This window comes from Bifidobacterium polysaccharolyticum (assembly GCF_016101585.1).
Taxonomy (GTDB): domain Bacteria; phylum Actinomycetota; class Actinomycetes; order Actinomycetales; family Bifidobacteriaceae; genus Bombiscardovia; species Bombiscardovia polysaccharolytica.
On the sequence record NZ_JACFQG010000003.1, the window covers coordinates 159,618 to 177,013 of the forward strand.

Consider the following 17,396-nt stretch of genomic DNA (forward strand, 5'->3'; position numbering starts at 1 on the left):
TCAGTCCTCGATGAAGGATTTGAGGCTGGAGTAGCTGACCAGGAAGATGCGCCCGACCTTGCGGGCCCTGACCTTTCCCTCGTGTATGAGCTTGTAGGTGGTCTTGGTGTCCTTGAATCCCAGGAGCCTGGTGGCTTCGGGAACAGAGACCGATAAGGGTTCGGTGATGGTTGTTGCGGGAATAGACATGGTTGTCCTAACCGGTGAAGACACGACAGGGTACACTTCACCTAACTCGGTAAGTCTGCTAATTACTTCCCCGTTCGACCTTGGCTGGGTCACTACGTGGCACGAGTTACTAAGCGGATCTTTTATCTCCGATGGAGATGGCTGTACCGCCCATGAGCCTTCCACGTGAGCCACCACATGGAAACAAACACCTGTTCAAGGCATCTACTGATAGGATATCACTACTTAGCGGGCCAACCCCCATTCAACATGTCGGAGTATTTGCTGGTTGGCTCAACCGGGGGAACTCCTTGCTTATATGCTCTCATAAAGGCCGATAGTGCTTCGGATACTGTTGTAGGCCCTTTAACGAAATCGGGATTATTTGTCGGCAGTTTGTTCATTTCTTCATACGTGTTAAAGAAAAGGTCCAACGCCTCATGCGATACTTCAGCGTCGTTAATCTCTCCGTTCTTGTAACGCCACTGTTCAGTGTGCCAGAATGCATATGCATAGCTGGACAGATCTACCAGACCAAGACGAATGTGCTTATCGTCCTCTTCGGCATTGCGCACATGCGTCAATAGCTCGCCCGCTAGTCCAGTGAAATAAGTGCCCAGTTCTGATTCCTCTCCGTCAAGATAATCAGCGAACAGTTCATCGCGTCGTTTCAACATGCCAGGTACGCCATATTCACTCTGTGCTATTTCCCAATTGCACAGAATGGAATATCTGCTGGTATGGATTCGCATTTTCTCGATATGCTGTTCTTCCAGATACCGACTCAGATACTCTTCCACCTGGCCAATGATGAGTTGAACCATTTGCTTACGTCCGTCTGACCAATCGCCATCGCGTTGAATGTTAAAAACGGCATTCAGGCCGGCATGGGCACCGCGAAGAAGCCCCTGCCTATGCTGTTCGAATTCCCAATAACCTTGTTCGACATTAGCCAGTCCGGTACCCCAATACCCTTCCGTCGGAGCCAACTCAGCTTGCAGCTCCCATAAGTCATCGTCAAACATGTAATCCCGGCCATACGCAAGATCCAGGAATTTCCTCAATGTCTTCTTGTGCTCTCTTGTAACTTGCACCATGCTCATACCGCCTTGCTCAATAGAATCGTCATCGTTTCCGCCTGCACCTGGGCAGAGAAGCAGGCCAGGACCCTGTTCCGTCTCTCCTGGGAAAGACCGTTCAACACTTGGACTCGAACCTCTAGGTCCATGGATTCCAAAGCGGCCGCGAGCGCATGCAGCTCCTGTCCGCTCTCCTGGATACCCTCAGGCGGCTGCGCTGGCTTTCCGCCGTGTTCAGCCGCCTCGCCATCGGCCTCTATGCCTGCGAGGATCTTCCCACGCTCGCTCTCGGTGACATGCTGATAGTGCATGGCCGTACTGACCTGGGTGTGACCACCCTGGGCCATGATGGCCTTGATGCTGTTGGTATGCTTGGCGACCTCGGTCAGGGCCCGATGGCGCAAATCATAGAGCCGCAGCTTCCTCTGCTCCAGGCGGGGAACGGCCTTGCGGGCCCGATACCAGGCGTTGCGAACCGACTGGTCGAATACCAGGCCTCTGGTGCGCTCGCCGGTGAACAGCCAGGCGTTGGGTCTGTCCTCCACATAGGTGTCCAGGTGGTGACGGATGTGGGGGATGAGGAAGGGGGGCAGCTCCAGGTCGCGTACGCTGCCCTTGGTCTTGGTGCTGCTCACCTCCATGACTTTGTGTCCGTCCTTCATGATGCCCTTGGCGCTCTTGGTGATGTGCACCACCCCGCCTGAGCCATCCTCGACCAGTTCGATGTCCTTGCGCTGCAGAGCGTATGCCTCCCCTGGCCTGAGGCTGAGCACTCCGACTAGGTAGAGAACCAGGGAGAAGCGTCCGGGCATGGCCTCGACCAAGGCGTTCAGTTCCTCCATGGACACGTCCCCGTAGGCCCGGTTCGAGTTGGGCTTATCCACCCTTAACAGCACAGGGTTGTTCCTGAGCAGGGTGGTGCCCTCCTCATCCAGGGGTTTGGAGCAGGCCTCTTTGAAGATGGCGCTGAGCAGCTCCCACACATGTCGCTTGATACTGGCACCCTCTCCGGCCTTGCCGACCTTCATGGAATCGGCCCAACGCTGGATGTCTTTCGGGCGTATCGCAGCCATGGACATGTCCCCCAGGATGGGTAGCAGGTCGTCCCTGAGGTACTGCTCGTACTTCTGCCGGGTGGTTGGCGCTATGGGCTCTCCGTTCGCCTTGCGATGCTTTTGGAGGTATGCGGCCGAGTATTGGGCGAAGGTGACGGCTCCGGCTTTGCGTGAGTCCTCCTCGATTTGTGGCGGCTCCCAGGTGCCCATGCGTATGGCGGTCTCGGCCTCGTTGAGCCACCGCTCCGCCTCGGTCTCGAAACCTACGGGGAAACGTCTCGTTATCCGCTTGGGGAGTCCCGGCCAACGCGAGTAGGCGCTGACAGGTGGTTGGTAGCGGGCTTCGATGTACTTACGACCGGACCTAGCATCAGTCTTTAACGGCATGGAACCGAACCTTCTGCGCCTCGCCCTCTTCGCCATGGATCGCCGCCTTCCGAACACCCTCGCCTGACACATCTTGCATGGCAATTAGGTGGTGAGTTTGAGCCTCTGGGAATTGCGCCACCTAACTCACCACCTAACTTAGCATGTTCAACGGTCCCAAACGGAACTAAAAGGATAGTCGAAAAACGAGGAGAACAGCTGGAAAACGGCGAAATACCGGCAATAATGGCATGAAAAAAGGGCCTTGAACGATGGTCCAAAACCCTGGCTGGCGGAGGATACGAGATTCGAACTCGTGAGGGCGTGAACCCAACACGCTTTCCAAGCGTGCGCCATAGACCACTAGGCGAATCCTCCAAAGCTGCAGTGAACGGGGCCGTAGCCTACGTGACCCTGATCAAGGCAACTAGAAAATAGTAACACAGGGCAAGGATTGCAGGCCAGTCCAGACGTGTCGCCGACAATCCTCGCCCTGTTTCTGTTTTCTGTGTTACTTGATCTGATCCATGGAAAGGCCAAGGGCCTCGGCCACGCGCTGGCCGTAATCCGGGTCGGCCTGATAGAACTGCCTGGTCTCGAGAACCTGGATCTCCTGGTCATCAACGGATCCCAGATTGTTCTTGATGGTCTGGATCAGACGGTCCTTCTCTTCCGGGCTCATCAGCCTGTAGAGACGGCCGGCTGCGGAATAGTAGTCCTTGTCATAGGGACGGGAGTACTCGGTTTGCCCTTGGACGGCATCGCCATGCATGCGGGCATCGTTGTCTTCCACGGGGCCACCCTTGCTGTTGGGCTCGTAGTTGACTGATCCATCCTGACCTTGGGACATGAACCCATCGCGCTCGTAGTTGTGGACCTCGTTGACCGGGCGGTTGATGGGCAGCTGTTCGTAGTTGGCACCCAGACGGTAACGCTCGGCGTCCTTGTACCCGAACAGGCGGCCCTGCAGCAGCTTGTCGGGCGAGGGCTCGATGCCGGGGACGAAGTTGGCGGGGGAGAAGGCCGCCTCCTCCACGTCATCAAAGTAGTTGGTCGGGTTGGTATCCAGCACGAACTCGCCTATCTCGATGCGCGGATAGTCCTTCTTGGAGACCACCTTGGTCACGTCGAAGATATCGTCCTTGTAGTCCAGGCCCTCCTGGTAGGGCAGGATCTGCACGCAGACCTTCCACTTGGGGTAGTCGCCCCGGTCGATGGCATCGTAAAGATCGTGCAGGAGGAAGTCCGTGTCCTCGGAGGCAACCTTGGCGGCGGTCTCATCGGTCATGTTCTTCACGCCCTGCTCGCTCAGGAAGTGATACTTGACCCAGAACTGCTCGCCCTTGGCATTGACCCACTTGAAGGTGTGGCTTCCGTAGCCGTTCATGTTCCGGTAGCTGGCCGGGTTGCCCCTGTCGCCCATCAGATAAGTCACCTGGTGAACCGACTCGGGGGAGTGGGACCAGAAGTCCCACTGCATCTCCTGGCTGCGCAGATGCGTGGCCGGATCGCGCTTCTGCGAGTGGATGAAGTCGGGGAACTTCAGGGGGTCGTTGACGAAGAATACAGGGGTGTTGTTGCCCACCACGTCGTAGTTGCCCTCCTGCGTGTAGAAGCGCAGGGCGAAGCCGCGCACGTCACGCAGGGTGTCGGGATAGCCTGATTCACCGGCCACCTGGGAGAAGCGCAGCAGGATGGGCGTGGTCTTGCCGGCTCCGTTGAATACGTCGGCCTTGGTGTAGGCGCTCATGTCTTTGGTCAAGGTGAAGGTTCCCTTGGCCCCGGCCCCCTTGGCGTGGACTACGCGCTCCGGGATGCGCTCGCGGTTGAAGTGGGCCAGCTTTTCGAGGAGCTGGTAGTCCTGCATGAGGATGGGTCCGCGGGTGCCCGCCGTCTGGCTATGGTTGTTGTCTGCCCAGGGCTGCCCTTCGTTGGTAGTAAGTTTGTCGTTCATATTTGCTCGATTCCTCTGACATCTTTGATATTTGCGGTCGACGGTCCCATGCGGGCCAGGTCTGTGACCCTGCTTCTGGCCGGCCGTCCGGTCGCTTATAGCAAGACCCTTGATAAAATCCTGCTATCCTCCACAGTATCTGACAGGCAATGGAGTTGGTGGATATGCGCGCTGAGCGAGAGTCAGATATCTCACTAATCAAGCGAGGCGTTTATGGCATCTCAGACAGAACCATAAGAAAGCCGCCGACATTGCCTCATTCATTCGGCAAATGGCGGCGGCTCTCATCAGAGCACTGGCGCTCAGAGCATCTGCATCAGTTCGCCCACATCCTGGATGACCAGCTGGAGGTTGAGCCCGGTCAGGACAGCCACGACAATCCAGGCCAGGAAGGCCATCCATCGGGGGTTGGCGTATTTGCCCATGATCTTCTTCGAGGAGGTGAACCAGACCAGAGGGATCATGGATATGGGCAGGGCCACGCATAGGAAGACCTGGGAGTAGACCAGCAGGCTATCCAGGGCAGACTCCTTGCCTCCGAAGGCGATGGTGCAGATCAGCACGGGGATGATGGAGATCACACGGGTGACCAGCCTGCGCAACCAGAGAGGGATCCTCATGCGGATGAAGCCCTCCATGACGATCTGCCCGGTCAGGGTGCCGGTGATGGTCGAGTTCTGACCTGAGGCCAGCAGGGCCACGGCGAAGAGGGTGGAGAGCAGTCCGGAGGCGACCGGCCCGGCGATGGCCTTGTCGCCAAGGGCGTTGTAGAGGGCGGTGAAGGTGTCCAGCCCTTCGCCGTGTCCGAAGAACATGGCCGCCCCCAGCACCAGCAGCAGGCAGTTGACCACGAAGGCGGCAGACAGTTGGATGTTGGAATCCCAGGTGGCGAAGCGAACAGCGTTGGCAACCTGACGGTCGTCGCTTCGATCGAAGTCGCGGGTCTGAACGATGGATGAGTGCAGGTAGAGGTTGTGGGGCATGACCGTGGCGCCCACAATGCCCAGAGCCATGGTCAGCTGGCCATTGCCCAGAATGGCCTTGTCGGGGATGAAGCCGCGGAAGACCGCAGGCATGTCTGGCCTGGCCAGGCAGACCTCGTATAGAAAGACGGCCATGATGACCAGGATCAGGGTGGCCACGATGGCCTCGATGCGGCGGAAACCGATCTTGGTCAACAACAGGAGGATGAGCACATCCAGGACGGTCAGCGTCACGCCCAGGACCAGCGGAATGCCGAAGAGCAGCTTCAGGGCAATGGCCCCGCCGATCACTTCGGCGATGTCAGTGGCCATCACGGCCAGCTCCGTGCAGATCCAGAGGACGAAGCTGAGCCGGCGGCTGGTGTGCTGGCGTGTGGCCTGTGCCAGGTCCAGACCAGTCACGATCCCCAGCTTGGCAGACATGTACTGCAGCATCATGGCGATCAGGCTGGAGATGAGGATGACGCTCATGAGCAGATACCCGTACTGGGCGCCGCCGCCGATGGAGGTGATCCAGTTGCCAGGATCCATGTAACCGACTGCAACCAGGGCGCCTGGGCCTGAGAAGGCAGCCAGGTTCTTCCAGAAGGAGGATGTCGAGTTGGGCACGGAGACTGTGGCGTTGATCTCCTCCAGGGATCGCCCATTGGCGGTCTCGATGATGGGATGGGATTGGCGCTGCCGACTGGACGGCGGAGTCCCGACTTCGGATCCGGCTGGACTGGCGGACCCTGAGGAGGGTCTGGTCTGACTGTTCGGCATGACACCTTCCTTGATTCTGGTTGCTCAAAGGTCTGGAAAAACTTCGACCCTTCGAAGTCTAATGGTGCCACATGAAAATTGCGAGACCTTGACAATGACATGTCTGTGACATTGCCTACATGCCGGATTCTGCTGATGTTTGACTGAAAAAATCGGGGAAGGGGCTGAGGAATTGTGCTATAGACTGTGCACATGGACGTCATTCAGCTTTCCACCAATGTCCAGGACTACCTCAAAGTCATTTGGGATCTGGAGGAGTGGGACGATGGCCCAGTCCACCCGACGGATATCGCTGAACGGACCGGCATGAAGCAATCGACCATTTCGGGCGCGCTCTCGCGTATGGTCAATGCCGGCTTGGTGGAACATAAGCCTTATGGACGGGTTGGTCTCACTTCGGCAGGTAGGCGTTCGGCCGTTACCATGGTCCGTCGCCACCGCCTTCTGGAGACGTTTCTGGTGGAAGTTCTGGGCTATAGCTGGGATGAAGTGCATGAGGAGGCTGATGCCCTTGAGCATGCCGTCTCTGAAAAGTTGGTTGACAGGATTGATCGCTATCTGGGCCATCCAACCCAGGATCCGCATGGGGATGCCATACCGACTGAATCCGGCAGCATGCCCGTTGTCCCTCTGACGAAGCCTTTGTCTCAGGTGGAAGATGGGCAAACCGTACGCGTATGGCGAGTGAGCGATCAGGATCCAGCATTGCTCAGGTATTTGAGCAGGCACAGGGTGCGCCCAGGGACCTTGCTGAAATTAGTTTCGCATGGGGACGCATCAGAGAGGGCGCAAATCCGCGTTCAGAAGATATCGGCCGGGCAAAGTAGTCCCAATAGGGATGAGAACGAATCGAAGGGGATTGCTGAGCCTGTGGAATTGGATGATGCACAGGCTTCAAGAATCCAGGTAGTAATTCAATAGATTTTTATATACTGCAGATGTCACGGCAGCAACGATGGTTGTGCTGTCCATCAGGGAACACGTCCATCATCTCCGGCTATGAGTTCATGGATTATTTCACCATGCAATGTTTTTCTGTTGGGAGTCATGGTATCCCCTGCATCTGCGGGAAGATCCAGCTAAATTCCCCAAAACGTCCAGACTCTGTCTGGCAGCAAATGAATGGACGTCTCGCTTATCGTCTTCAAGCAAGGTTCCGGACCAATACATACGCCTTTTCTTAGGCTGAGGTGTCCGCTCGGCAGGCCTTGGAGCTTTTAGTGACACTGGAAAGTCTGGTATCTGGTATGTTTCGAAACCAATTCTGCGATCATTGGACGAACTCGGCTTTACCTCCTAAGCTGGTACCAGTGTGGTTGGTGGGTTCATTGTTGCATGACGATTGAAGGGGAGCCGTAACAGTGCTTTGGTCTGTGATTAAAAATATTCTGGTTATTGCTGCCACTGCTGCCATGGCCGGTCCTATGGGATTTCAGCCCAGTGCCCCTGGATCCACGGCTGCTGAATGGAATCCACAGTCAGCAACGCAGGAACAGGTGGCGGAGGAAGGGCACGCAAACCCCTCGACAATAGGCGATCAGGACCAGTCGCAGAGCGCGTCTATGCCGGACAACCCCAATCAACCACTGCCAGAGAAAATCAGCAACGCCATTCCTAAGGACTCGACCGTAGTTGCGAATGATCTGGTTTTGACACCAGACCAGCAGCTTAAGCAATTGGACTCAGGCAAGAAAGTCACCGACCCGAAAATCGTCGGAACATCAACCCATCAGGCAGATCCTTTGGCTAAGACCAATGGGGAATCATTCATCCCTGTTCATGTGGATAAAGTCAGAAAAGCCATAAAAGATTCCAAGACGGATTCCGATCAACAGACCAAGAACAATCAGGGTGAAGAGGCGAGACCGGCAACAGCTGATTCCTCCGTCCGGTCGCGTACATCCTTTGCTTCGTTGCAGAATAATGAATACGGTGCTCACTGGGGCTCTTATCAAGGTTCACAGGCATTTTTTGAGGCTGATGGGACTCTCTTCGCGGACCAGGCCAAGGGGGTCATCGATGTTTCTGTGTGGCAGAACACTATAAATTGGGAGGCTGTAAAGAACTCCGGAGTCGACGGCGCCATCATCCGCCTAGGCTACGGTTGGGGCAACGGCCTGGATAAACAGGCCAAGAGAAACATCAGTGAATGCAAGCGTTTGGGAATACCTTTCGGCGTCTATATCTACTCGTATGCCTATGACGCCAATACGGCCGCCGCTGAGGGCGACAATGCGGTCAACCTGTTGAGGCAGGCCGGTGTCAGCCCTTATGATCTCAGCTACCCCGTTCATTATGACTTGGAAAATTGGACCTGGGCAGGTCACAGTCATCCCACCGATCCTGGAACCTATGATCAAATAGTCAATACCTGGTGGGGCAAGCTGTCATCTGCCGGTTACAACAGGCTGTCCTTGTACTCATACACCAACTATCTTTATTCCGCCTTGAATTCTGACAACATCCATTCCAAGACGCATTGGGTGGCCAGCTATGGTCCGCGTACTGGTTTTCATTTCAGAAGCGCTGATAAGGGTTGGCAATACAGTAGCAGCGGTTCAGTCAGCGGCATCAACGGACACGTGGATTTGAACGCCTTCAGCAACATACGCAGTCAGCCTGATTTCAATGGAACCGACCCCAATTCATTTGCAGCCAAAGTCACGGACGTTCCTGAAGGGCGTTACTATATCGCCAGTCTTTTCGACAATCGTTATGTCGACGTAACAGGAGCCAGTCCTGACAATGGTGTGCCTCTGGATATCTGGCCCTACAACGGGCAGGACAACCAGCAGTTCTATATCAAGCCGGCCGGTGGCGGTAATTACACCATTGCGACTGGCTACAGCAAAGTGGTGGATGCATCAGGACCTTCGGCTGATAACGGGACACCATTGATTCAGTTTTCGGCAAATGGCGGTCGCAACCAGCAGTGGACCCTGTATAGGTGCATCGATGGTTCGTACTACATCGCTTCTGTGTATGCCGGAAGCCGGAACAAGGTTTGGGACATCACCGCCTCGAATGGCGCCCCGGGATCCAGGCTGGAATTATGGGCGGCTAATCAAGGCGAGAATCAAAGATTCAAGCTGGTCAGCGTTAATGGAAGCGGCAACGGCAACTCTTCAGCATCAGGTCAGTTGGTGAGCGCTGATGGTGGAAAGTACTGGTATGAGAACGGAGAGAAAGCCCGTTCCAAGGAAATATATGATTCTTCTGCCGGACTCTGGTACTGGGCAGGTGACGACGGTCAGCTGGCCAAGGGCTGGAAGACGCTGCCTGATGGGCGAAGGGTGTATTACGATCCCCGAACCTTGGGAATGGCCCATGGCGAAAGGCTCATTGATGGGGCTTGGTATTACTTTGCCTATGACGGCAATATGGTCAGAAGCCGGGATCTCTACCTCACTTCAAACGGCGGAAAATATGTAAGATACGCCGCCGATGGAAAAATGGTCAAGGGCGAAAGTAGCAAGGCCGGCAAATGGTATTTCTTCGACCCCGTTACCGGCGCTATGGCTAAGGGGTGGAAGCATGTGTCGTCCAACGGCGGCAAGTGGGTCTACTACGATCCGTCCAATGGCCAGATGCTCCATGGAGAGGCCTATATCAATGAAAATTGGTACTACTTCAACGATTGGAGCGGTGCCACCACTTATGGATGGAAGCACTTGGCATCCAACGGCGGCAAGTGGGTATATTACGATCCGGTTATGGGGTGGATGCTCAAGGGCTGGCAGCGAGTCGAAGGCTCCATGCGCCACTTCGATGAGACGACTGGGGCGGTGCTCAATTGATTGATAGTTTGTCTTTCTAGCAAGCCTTCGCTGGTATCCTGCAAACTTGGTTGAGCATGGGTTTAAAGTTAGAAACCATGAACACTGCTGGGCAATTGAAATCGGATCTGCCTGAAAGCGAGGCAGATGAATCTGCCTCCGGCCACGGCGGGAATGCCGATGACCAGGGTAACGGTAGGGGCGCTCCGCAACTCGCCTTGGTGATTCCTTGCTACAACGAGCAGGATGTTCTGCCCATAACTTTGCCCGTGCTCGATACCAAGCTCTCAGACTTGGAAAAGCGCGGGTTCATTACGGAGAACAGCTACATTCTTCTTGTGGATGATGGCTCTCACGATTCCACATGGTCAATTATCGAGTCGAGTCATTCCCAGTACCCTACGAGGGTGCATGGCCTTAAGTTTTCTCATAATAGGGGACACCAGAACGCCCTGTATGCAGGGCTTATGGAGGCTCTGAGTCGTGGATGCGACGCGGCCATTTCAATGGATGCGGATTTGCAGGATGATCCCGATGCCATTGATGCAATGGTGAAGGAATATGCCAAAGGAAACGACATCGTCTACGGTGTCAGGGACAACAGGGATACCGACACTGTTTTCAAGCGCTCGACAGCGGATCTGTTTTATAGGATGATGTCATGGCTGGGAACTGACACAATACCGAACCATGCTGATTACCGGCTTATGAGCCGTACGGCCTTGGAGGCTCTTTCACACTACACTGAAGTCAATTTGTTTTTGCGAGGCATCGTTCCTTCTCTCGGTTTCCCCCATAGCAAGGTGTACTACAAGCGCGGCTCAAGAGCAGCAGGCGAGTCCAAGTATCCTTTGAAAAAGATGATGTCATTCGCAGTGGAAGGCATTACGTCTTTTTCAATCACCCCGCTCAGAGCCATCACCGGCATCGGTCTCATTTCGGTTGCGGTGGGCATAGTGATCCTTGTTTATGTGCTGGTCTCCTTCTTCTCTGGTCGTACAGTGGCCGGCTGGGGGTCTGTGATGTGTTCGATCTGGATCCTTGGAGGGCTGATTCTGTCAGGCATTGGAGTGGTGGGCGAGTATGTTGGCCGAATCTATTTGGAAGTGAAGCATCGACCCCGCTATATCGTCGAAGAACGCATCTGATATGTACGTCAAACCGCATTTCGACCGGGAAAGTCTCGACAAGATAATTCAAAAGAGGTATTGAACGTGAAATTTGTCCTCTCTCGGCATGCACTGATGCCTATCGAATCGCTGAAGCGTCACGCTGGCATTGCTCTATTGGCTTTCATCCTTAACGCCGTTGCCTTTGCTCCCCTGATTGCCCGTCGACATTACTCGGTGGATTCCTATCATCTGATTGACGACCAGAACGCTCTTTGGTATTTGCAGAATGGCCGATACACATGGTGGCGTTTGACGCTGGTGGCGGACAGCCTCGGTCTGAACCTGGTTTTGCGGCAGCGACTGTTCATGGCAATCTGCATTGTCGGATTCTCCATCTCTTTGATTATTCTCACGGCCTCTTTTGCCAGGCTGGGCGGAATCTCATCCTTTGCTGGGCAGTGCTGTCTGTGTCTGACCTTGTCGGTGGTATGGATCAACGTATTCGTACTTGAATTCCTCTTGTTCCCTGAAAGCGCTGTGTCTGCAGCCGTCGGTTCCATATTCGTCAGCTTGGCTGTTAGCCTCATCCTTGGCAGACGGAATGTTTGGCTGTCGGCTGTATCGTTGATTTGTCTTTTGATTGCCCTGGGGTGCTACCAAAGCTTGGTAGGCGTGTTTTTAGCGCTCGCCTTGCTGGGCGGCTGCCTGACTTCTTTACGGGAAGGGCATGAGCCTTTTACACGGGTGATGCTTCGATGGGCCAAGGTGCTGGGCATGGCTGCCTTCGGCTCTGTTTTCAATGTCATCTGCGTAAGGTATTTGATACATATTCAGTACATAGCCGATCCTGGCCGTGGAGCCGGGCTTTCTTTGCCGACTATTGTCTCCAACGTCAAACAGGTATTGAAATACCAGCTGCCTCTGCTCAATAATGCCGATGGACTCATGCCCAAATTCAGCGTTACCCTGATACTGCTCTTTCTGATTGCTCTGCTGGTGCTGTCCTTCCGTACCAGGCACAATCTGCCCTATGGGCAATTGGCTTGCGCCGCCCTGGTCACCTATATGGCAGTCTTTGCTCCTCACTATATCGAGAAGAATATCCTCTTGACCCCGCGCAGCAATATGGCTTTTTGGGCTTGGATTGCGTCAATGGCCACGGTTTTTGCGGTTTCCCTGCTCGTATCCCGGCATCAGCCGCTCACGGTCAGGACCTCGATCGAGCCCATGCCGGAACCAGAGCGAAAGGCCGAAGGCACAATTGAGGGGACCGAGGCCTTCCCGGGCTCTGGCAACGGTGCTCAGCATGCTGCAAGGCTTATCGCCGTCTCTGGCGTCTTTCTCCTCTTTTCAAGCCTATGCATGGCGGACATAGCTTATGATGCCTATGTCAGTAATACCCATGATCAGGCCTATGCCCTGAGCGTCGCCCAGAAGATCAAAGAGTATGAAGCTTCCACCGGCCAACATGTAACAGCTATCGCCATAGTTCCCGATGCCAGGGTGCATGTCAAATACGACAGTGTGCGTTATCAGAGGTACGAACTGAACCGGCGCATCATGAATACCCCTTATTCAAATTATCAGATGATCAATTATCTGAGTCATTCGAACCTCAGCAAAATTGAGATGCCTCGGTCGGACTATCGCCGCTACTTTGCCGGTCGGGACTGGAACCAGCTCGATTTGGATCAGCAGCTGGTATTCTCTGGCGACAAGGCCTATCTGGCCTTGTACTAGCGGCTTGCTGTCTGCTCAGATACGCGAATTGGTTTCGAGCCAGAATGATGCGTTTGCGCTCCTCGGCTGCCATGATGTCCAGGATGATTCCGGCCACGATGAGCAGCAGGCCCGCGATGACGAGCATCACGGATCCGATAAGCGTGGGGAAGCGTAGAACCACGCCGGTTTTCCAATAGTCAATCATGACGCTCAGAGTCAACAGCAGCCCGACCATGGATATCAACAGTCCGGAAATGCCAAAGAATGGCAAAGGTCTGTACTCGCGTATCATGCGGAAGATGGTTGACATGACTTTAATCCCGTCACCGAAGGTATCCAGTTTACTCACCGATCCATTCGGACGGTCGCGGTACTGGATGGGGATTTCGCAGATGCGCAGGTTGTTGTCCAGGCTATGAATGGTCATTTCGGTTTCTACCTCGAAGCCCGAGGAGGTTACGGGGCAGGTTTTGGCAAAGGCGAAGGATACGGCTCTGAAACCGGTCATGACATCCGTCAGATGGGCTCCGAAGAGCAAGTTGATCGAAGACCTGACCAGTCGGTTGCCAAGACCATGCAAGGGCCGTTTGTTCTCTTGGAAATAGGTGGAGCTGAGACGATCACCGGAGGCCATGTCATATCCTTGGAGGATTTTGGAGACAAGCTCCGGCGCCGCTTCGGCCGGGTAGGTGTCGTCCCCGTCAACCAGCACATAGACATCCGCATCAACCTCCTCGAACATGGCTCTGATGACATTGCCCTTGCCCTGCCGAGGTTCCTGGCAGACGATGGCGTTTCGTTGCCTTGCTATGGAAGCCGTTGCATCAGTGGAATTATTGTCGAAGACATACAGGTCGGCCGTTGGCAAAGCCCGACGGAAATCGTCGATCACCTTGCCTATAGTCATCTCCTCGTTGTAACAGGGAATAAGTACGGCCACACGTGCTTCCTTGTTCTTCCTTATCTCTTCCACAAGGCACAAGCTTACCAATCAGCGCAACAATGAATCAGGGTCGTATTCTGCGGCTTCCTGGTGGTGTTGCAAGGTAGGCGGGAGGTTAAGCTGGCATTATTGACGTATCCATCAGTATGCAAAGGGAATCATGGTCGGACTTCGCAGGACTGGTTCGAATCGAATCGGGCCGATCGCACATGGCAAGAACCGTGACGTGTTGCTGCAAGGCAGAGCAATGGAAGGGTGCGTTTTTCCTTTGCTGCTGGGAGTGCTTTTCTCTCTGTCCTCAGATGCAGGAACCTATGGTGCCATTCAATGGGGTCAGGCGCATCTGTATCTGAATATCGTGCTCTATGGAATGCTCTTCTGGGTCTTGTTCGCTACGATGTACCGATTCTGCTTTCCCGATAGGATCGGCTCTTTTTCGGATGACCGAGCCGGAAAGCAAAAAAACAGCCTGATACGACGGCTGTATTTCAATCATATTGAATCGCCCAAAGGCGTGCTCTGCGATGGCATACGGATTCTCATCTGCTGGCTTCCGTACCTGATACTTCTATACCCGGGTTCGCTTTTTTGGGACACTGGTGATCAACTGGCCCAATACTACGGGATTGCGGCTTTCAGCCAGGCCCCAGGCGTCATATCTGACCGCCATCCCTTTTTTGATACTTTTCTTTACGGTTGGTTTTCCGACCTTGGCCGGTTCCTGACGGGCAGTCCGAATTTCGGCTTTTCCTTGTATGTCATAATTCAGTTCATCTTTTTTGCGCTCTGCATCGCCTGGCTGCTGGCCTATATGTCCACAAGGGCGATGGGGAAAAGAATCATTGCGATTTGCACGGCCTTTTTCTGCCTTTTCCCTCTGGTTCCCATGATGGCCATGATGATTTGCAAGGATACGACTCATGCCTTGTTTTTCCTGCCCTGGGCCATCCTGTTTGTAAAGCTGGTCGAGGGCCGGCTGGAACCCTTGAAGAACCCCCGTTTTCTCAGCGCTTTTATTGTTCTGACCCTCCTAAGCTCGCTGACGAAGAAGATGGGCCTTTACATTATTGTGGTGAGCCTGCTCCTGCTGGTCCTCGGCCATTTCCGAAGGAAAATGAAGGTTCTGGCCGCTTGCCTGACGGCATCGATATGGCTGGTTGTCAACATGCTTATACCTGCCTGTCTTTTTCCTGCGCTGCATGTGGTGCCGGGGGAGAAGGTAGCAGCAATTGTCATGCCTGTACAGGTGCTGTCCAGGACGGCTCATGATCATCCAACAGCAATCGCTGATTCCCAGAAAAAAGCAGTGGATGAGATGATGCCTTTTGGCTGGGAGGGAATGGCTGCAAAGTACATACCTTATATATCTGATCCGGTCACCGGTTATGGGGCGAACGGTCCTCAAGGGTCCCTGCCCGGTTTCGCGCGTTTGTGGGTGAACTTAGGACTTCACCATCCCTTGTCGTATTTGAATGGCTTCTTCTGTTTAGAGGGCGGCTGGACGAGTTTTGTCGGCCCGCAATCCACCAAGGCCCAGAAACCCCCGTATAGGCAAGATCCCATGGTGATGCGCGTGTACACGTGGACCATGACGAATCCTGATACATATGGGCGGCTGCAAAAGGATCCGCACCCCAATGGGCGTCAACGGCTGGCCGATGAAACATACCAGACGCTGACAACCATACCGGTGCTGAATGTCTGCTTCTATGTGGCTGTCTGGTCATCGATCGTACCCTTCTTCATTCTATATGCCGCTTGGAGAAGGCGTGGTAGGGAGCGCTTGATGGTATTGGCCATGCGGCTGGCGCCCTATTTCGTTTCAGTGCTGAGCCTGTTCGCATACCCCATATCGTTTTCCGTCCCGGGACGGATGGATCCCACAAGGTATGTGTTTCATGCAGTGCTGATGGCTCCCCTGGCCCTGGGGGCTCTGTATTCAGCCAATGAAAAGATGTCTGAAGAAGGGGGTTTTGCCGCCGACCCAGCTTATAAAGGCGGCAATCAAAACAATAGCGGCCACCAGCACAAGATTGATGAGCATGGGCGCCTTATAGAATAAATGGAAATGCAGGACCAGATCACGAACCACCAATATCAGCATCAGATGCAAATAATAGATGCCAAGCGTATTGGAGCCGATAGCCGTGACGATTGCACTCAGGCCGGACGGGACTTTCCTGACCTGTATGAATAACTGGAATAGAGCGATGGCCAAGATCAAGGTTACAACGTTCTGGTAACCAGACTCTATATCGAAAGATATACCCTTTGTTCGGGCTTGGAACCGTTGCAGGGTGAAAAGCAAGCCCCAGGCCAATAGGGCCACGAGAGCAAGGCAGATGTTTTTCGCCCTCGCGCTTGCGAAGTGACGAGACAGCCAGGCTGCTATATCGTGCCCGTAACCTCCGGCAACGAAATAGACCAGGGCGTAACCATAGTCTCCCAGCATGTTGTATTGGCTGATCGAAGCGAGCACTTGCGGAACCTGATGCCCGCTGTAGCTCGACAGTATGTCTTTGGCATTGTCTCCTAGCGTTACAACGAATATCAGAGCACCAAGCACAATCGTGACATAGGCCAGGTATCGTTTCCCGTGCGGGTCGTCGTAGACAGTCTTCAGTATGGGGAAAACAATGTAAATGGCCAGAAGCGCATTGATGAACCAGAAGTATCCCAGAGGAACCACGTCGTAAGAGCCGCCCAGAAGATACTGGGGAACCAATTTCCAATCTATGCGTTTGCGCATCAGGGCACTGAGTATCGGCAAGCTGATGATCTTCCATGCCAGCAGGATGAATACCATCCTAAGGATTTTATGAAGATGCTTGTTCGCCGAAAATCGCGAGTTCATCAGAAGATACCCATTGACAGCAAAGAACAAGGGCACTCCGACGACTGAGAAAGTTGACGCGAGGTTGTTCAGTACGGTATCGCTGACAAAACCGGTGTAAAAAATGTAATGTACAAAAATAACAAGAAATATCGCCAGTGATTTTGCCAGATCAAGGCCAGCTATCCGATCCTTATGGACTCTGTGTCTCGCTGCATGTTCAGGAGGAGCAGCTCTTCGCAGGTCGTTCATCTGCAGCCTCTTTCGTGTGAAAACCCCAGAGCTAATCACGCGTGTAATCATGCGCAATCGCCGACGAGAACTGGCTCTGATATCTATTCCATACTCGATTCTGGAATGTCAGCAGAAGCCACAACCAACCACCTCAACCTGTGTACTGACTTTACTCCCCTTGAAACTGTGGCCCACATGGTCATTGGGTGATGTTTGCCTGTTCCCGTCATGATCAGGCTATGCATAAAAAACAATCGGTGCGATTTCCAGGTCGTTCCTCCAGGGCTCTGCTATCGAGCTGTTGGAGAACTGATGAGAGTTGTTGCCTACCGGTAAGGAATATGAGCCCAGCCTGGTACAACTAGACTTTATGGCATGCTGACTGCAAGGAATCCAAGTTCTTAGCGAT

General features: G+C 54.1%; 10 protein-coding genes, 1 tRNA gene and 2 pseudogenes. 5 read left to right on the plus strand and 8 right to left on the minus strand.

The window, feature by feature from the left end; all coding sequences use genetic code 11:
- From H3T90_RS06150 to H3T90_RS06175, 6 genes are all read right to left on the minus strand, one after another.
- Positions 1–189, minus strand: coding sequence for an excisionase family DNA-binding protein (locus H3T90_RS06150; RefSeq protein WP_198229953.1), 189 nt, complete (start codon positions 187–189; stop codon positions 1–3).
- A gap of 221 nt (positions 190–410) precedes the next feature.
- Positions 411–1,271 carry a hypothetical protein gene (locus H3T90_RS06155; RefSeq protein ID WP_198229954.1) on the minus strand — a complete coding sequence of 287 codons (861 nt, stop codon included), beginning with the start codon at positions 1,269–1,271 and terminating at the stop codon, positions 411–413.
- Entirely contained in the window at positions 1,268–2,689 is a 1,422-nt protein-coding gene (locus H3T90_RS06160) for a tyrosine-type recombinase/integrase (protein ID WP_198229955.1), read from the minus strand. The genes H3T90_RS06155 and H3T90_RS06160 overlap by 4 nt, the downstream gene beginning before the upstream one ends.
- 269 nt (positions 2,690–2,958) lie before the next feature.
- A tRNA-Ser gene (locus H3T90_RS06165) sits at positions 2,959–3,046 on the minus strand.
- A 133-nt stretch (positions 3,047–3,179) separates the two neighbouring features.
- Positions 3,180–4,622: a catalase gene (locus H3T90_RS06170; RefSeq protein WP_110412379.1), complete on the minus strand. Its 1,443-nt coding sequence runs from the start codon at positions 4,620–4,622 to the stop codon at positions 3,180–3,182.
- Between the two features lie 302 nt (positions 4,623–4,924).
- A complete protein-coding gene (locus H3T90_RS06175; protein ID WP_232350608.1) occupies positions 4,925–6,367 on the minus strand; it encodes an Nramp family divalent metal transporter in 1,443 nt (480 codons plus the stop codon).
- A gap of 192 nt (positions 6,368–6,559) precedes the next feature.
- Here H3T90_RS06175 and H3T90_RS06180 point away from each other — a divergent pair, with 192 nt between their 5' ends.
- From H3T90_RS06180 to H3T90_RS08915, 4 genes and pseudogenes are all read left to right on the plus strand, one after another.
- A complete protein-coding gene (locus tag H3T90_RS06180; RefSeq protein WP_198229956.1) occupies positions 6,560–7,288 on the plus strand; it encodes a metal-dependent transcriptional regulator in 729 nt (242 codons plus the stop codon).
- Between the two features lie 575 nt (positions 7,289–7,863).
- Positions 7,864–10,164 (plus strand): RICIN domain-containing protein, encoded by a 2,301-nt coding sequence (locus H3T90_RS06185; protein WP_332468242.1) that lies wholly within the window; start codon positions 7,864–7,866, stop codon positions 10,162–10,164.
- A 56-nt stretch (positions 10,165–10,220) separates the two neighbouring features.
- Positions 10,221–11,291, plus strand: coding sequence for a glycosyltransferase family 2 protein (locus tag H3T90_RS06190; RefSeq protein WP_232350609.1), 1,071 nt, complete (start codon positions 10,221–10,223; stop codon positions 11,289–11,291).
- A 96-nt stretch (positions 11,292–11,387) separates the two neighbouring features.
- Positions 11,388–12,377: pseudogene (locus tag H3T90_RS08915) on the plus strand (glucosyltransferase domain-containing protein); the annotation flags it as partial.
- Positions 12,378–12,870: 493 nt separating this feature from the next.
- Here the strand turns inward: H3T90_RS08915 and H3T90_RS06195 are convergent.
- Positions 12,871–13,917, minus strand: coding sequence for a glycosyltransferase family 2 protein (locus H3T90_RS06195; RefSeq protein WP_332468243.1), 1,047 nt, complete (start codon positions 13,915–13,917; stop codon positions 12,871–12,873).
- Between the two features lie 400 nt (positions 13,918–14,317).
- On the opposite strand from H3T90_RS06195, the pseudogene H3T90_RS08920 reads away from it, so the two are divergent.
- Positions 14,318–15,715, plus strand: a pseudogene (locus H3T90_RS08920) (DUF6020 family protein); the annotation flags it as partial.
- Between the two features lie 144 nt (positions 15,716–15,859).
- On the opposite strand, the gene H3T90_RS06200 reads toward H3T90_RS08920, so the two are convergent.
- Positions 15,860–17,005, minus strand: coding sequence for an acyltransferase (locus H3T90_RS06200; protein ID WP_198229958.1), 1,146 nt, complete (start codon positions 17,003–17,005; stop codon positions 15,860–15,862).
- Positions 17,006–17,396: the final 391 nt, after the last annotated feature.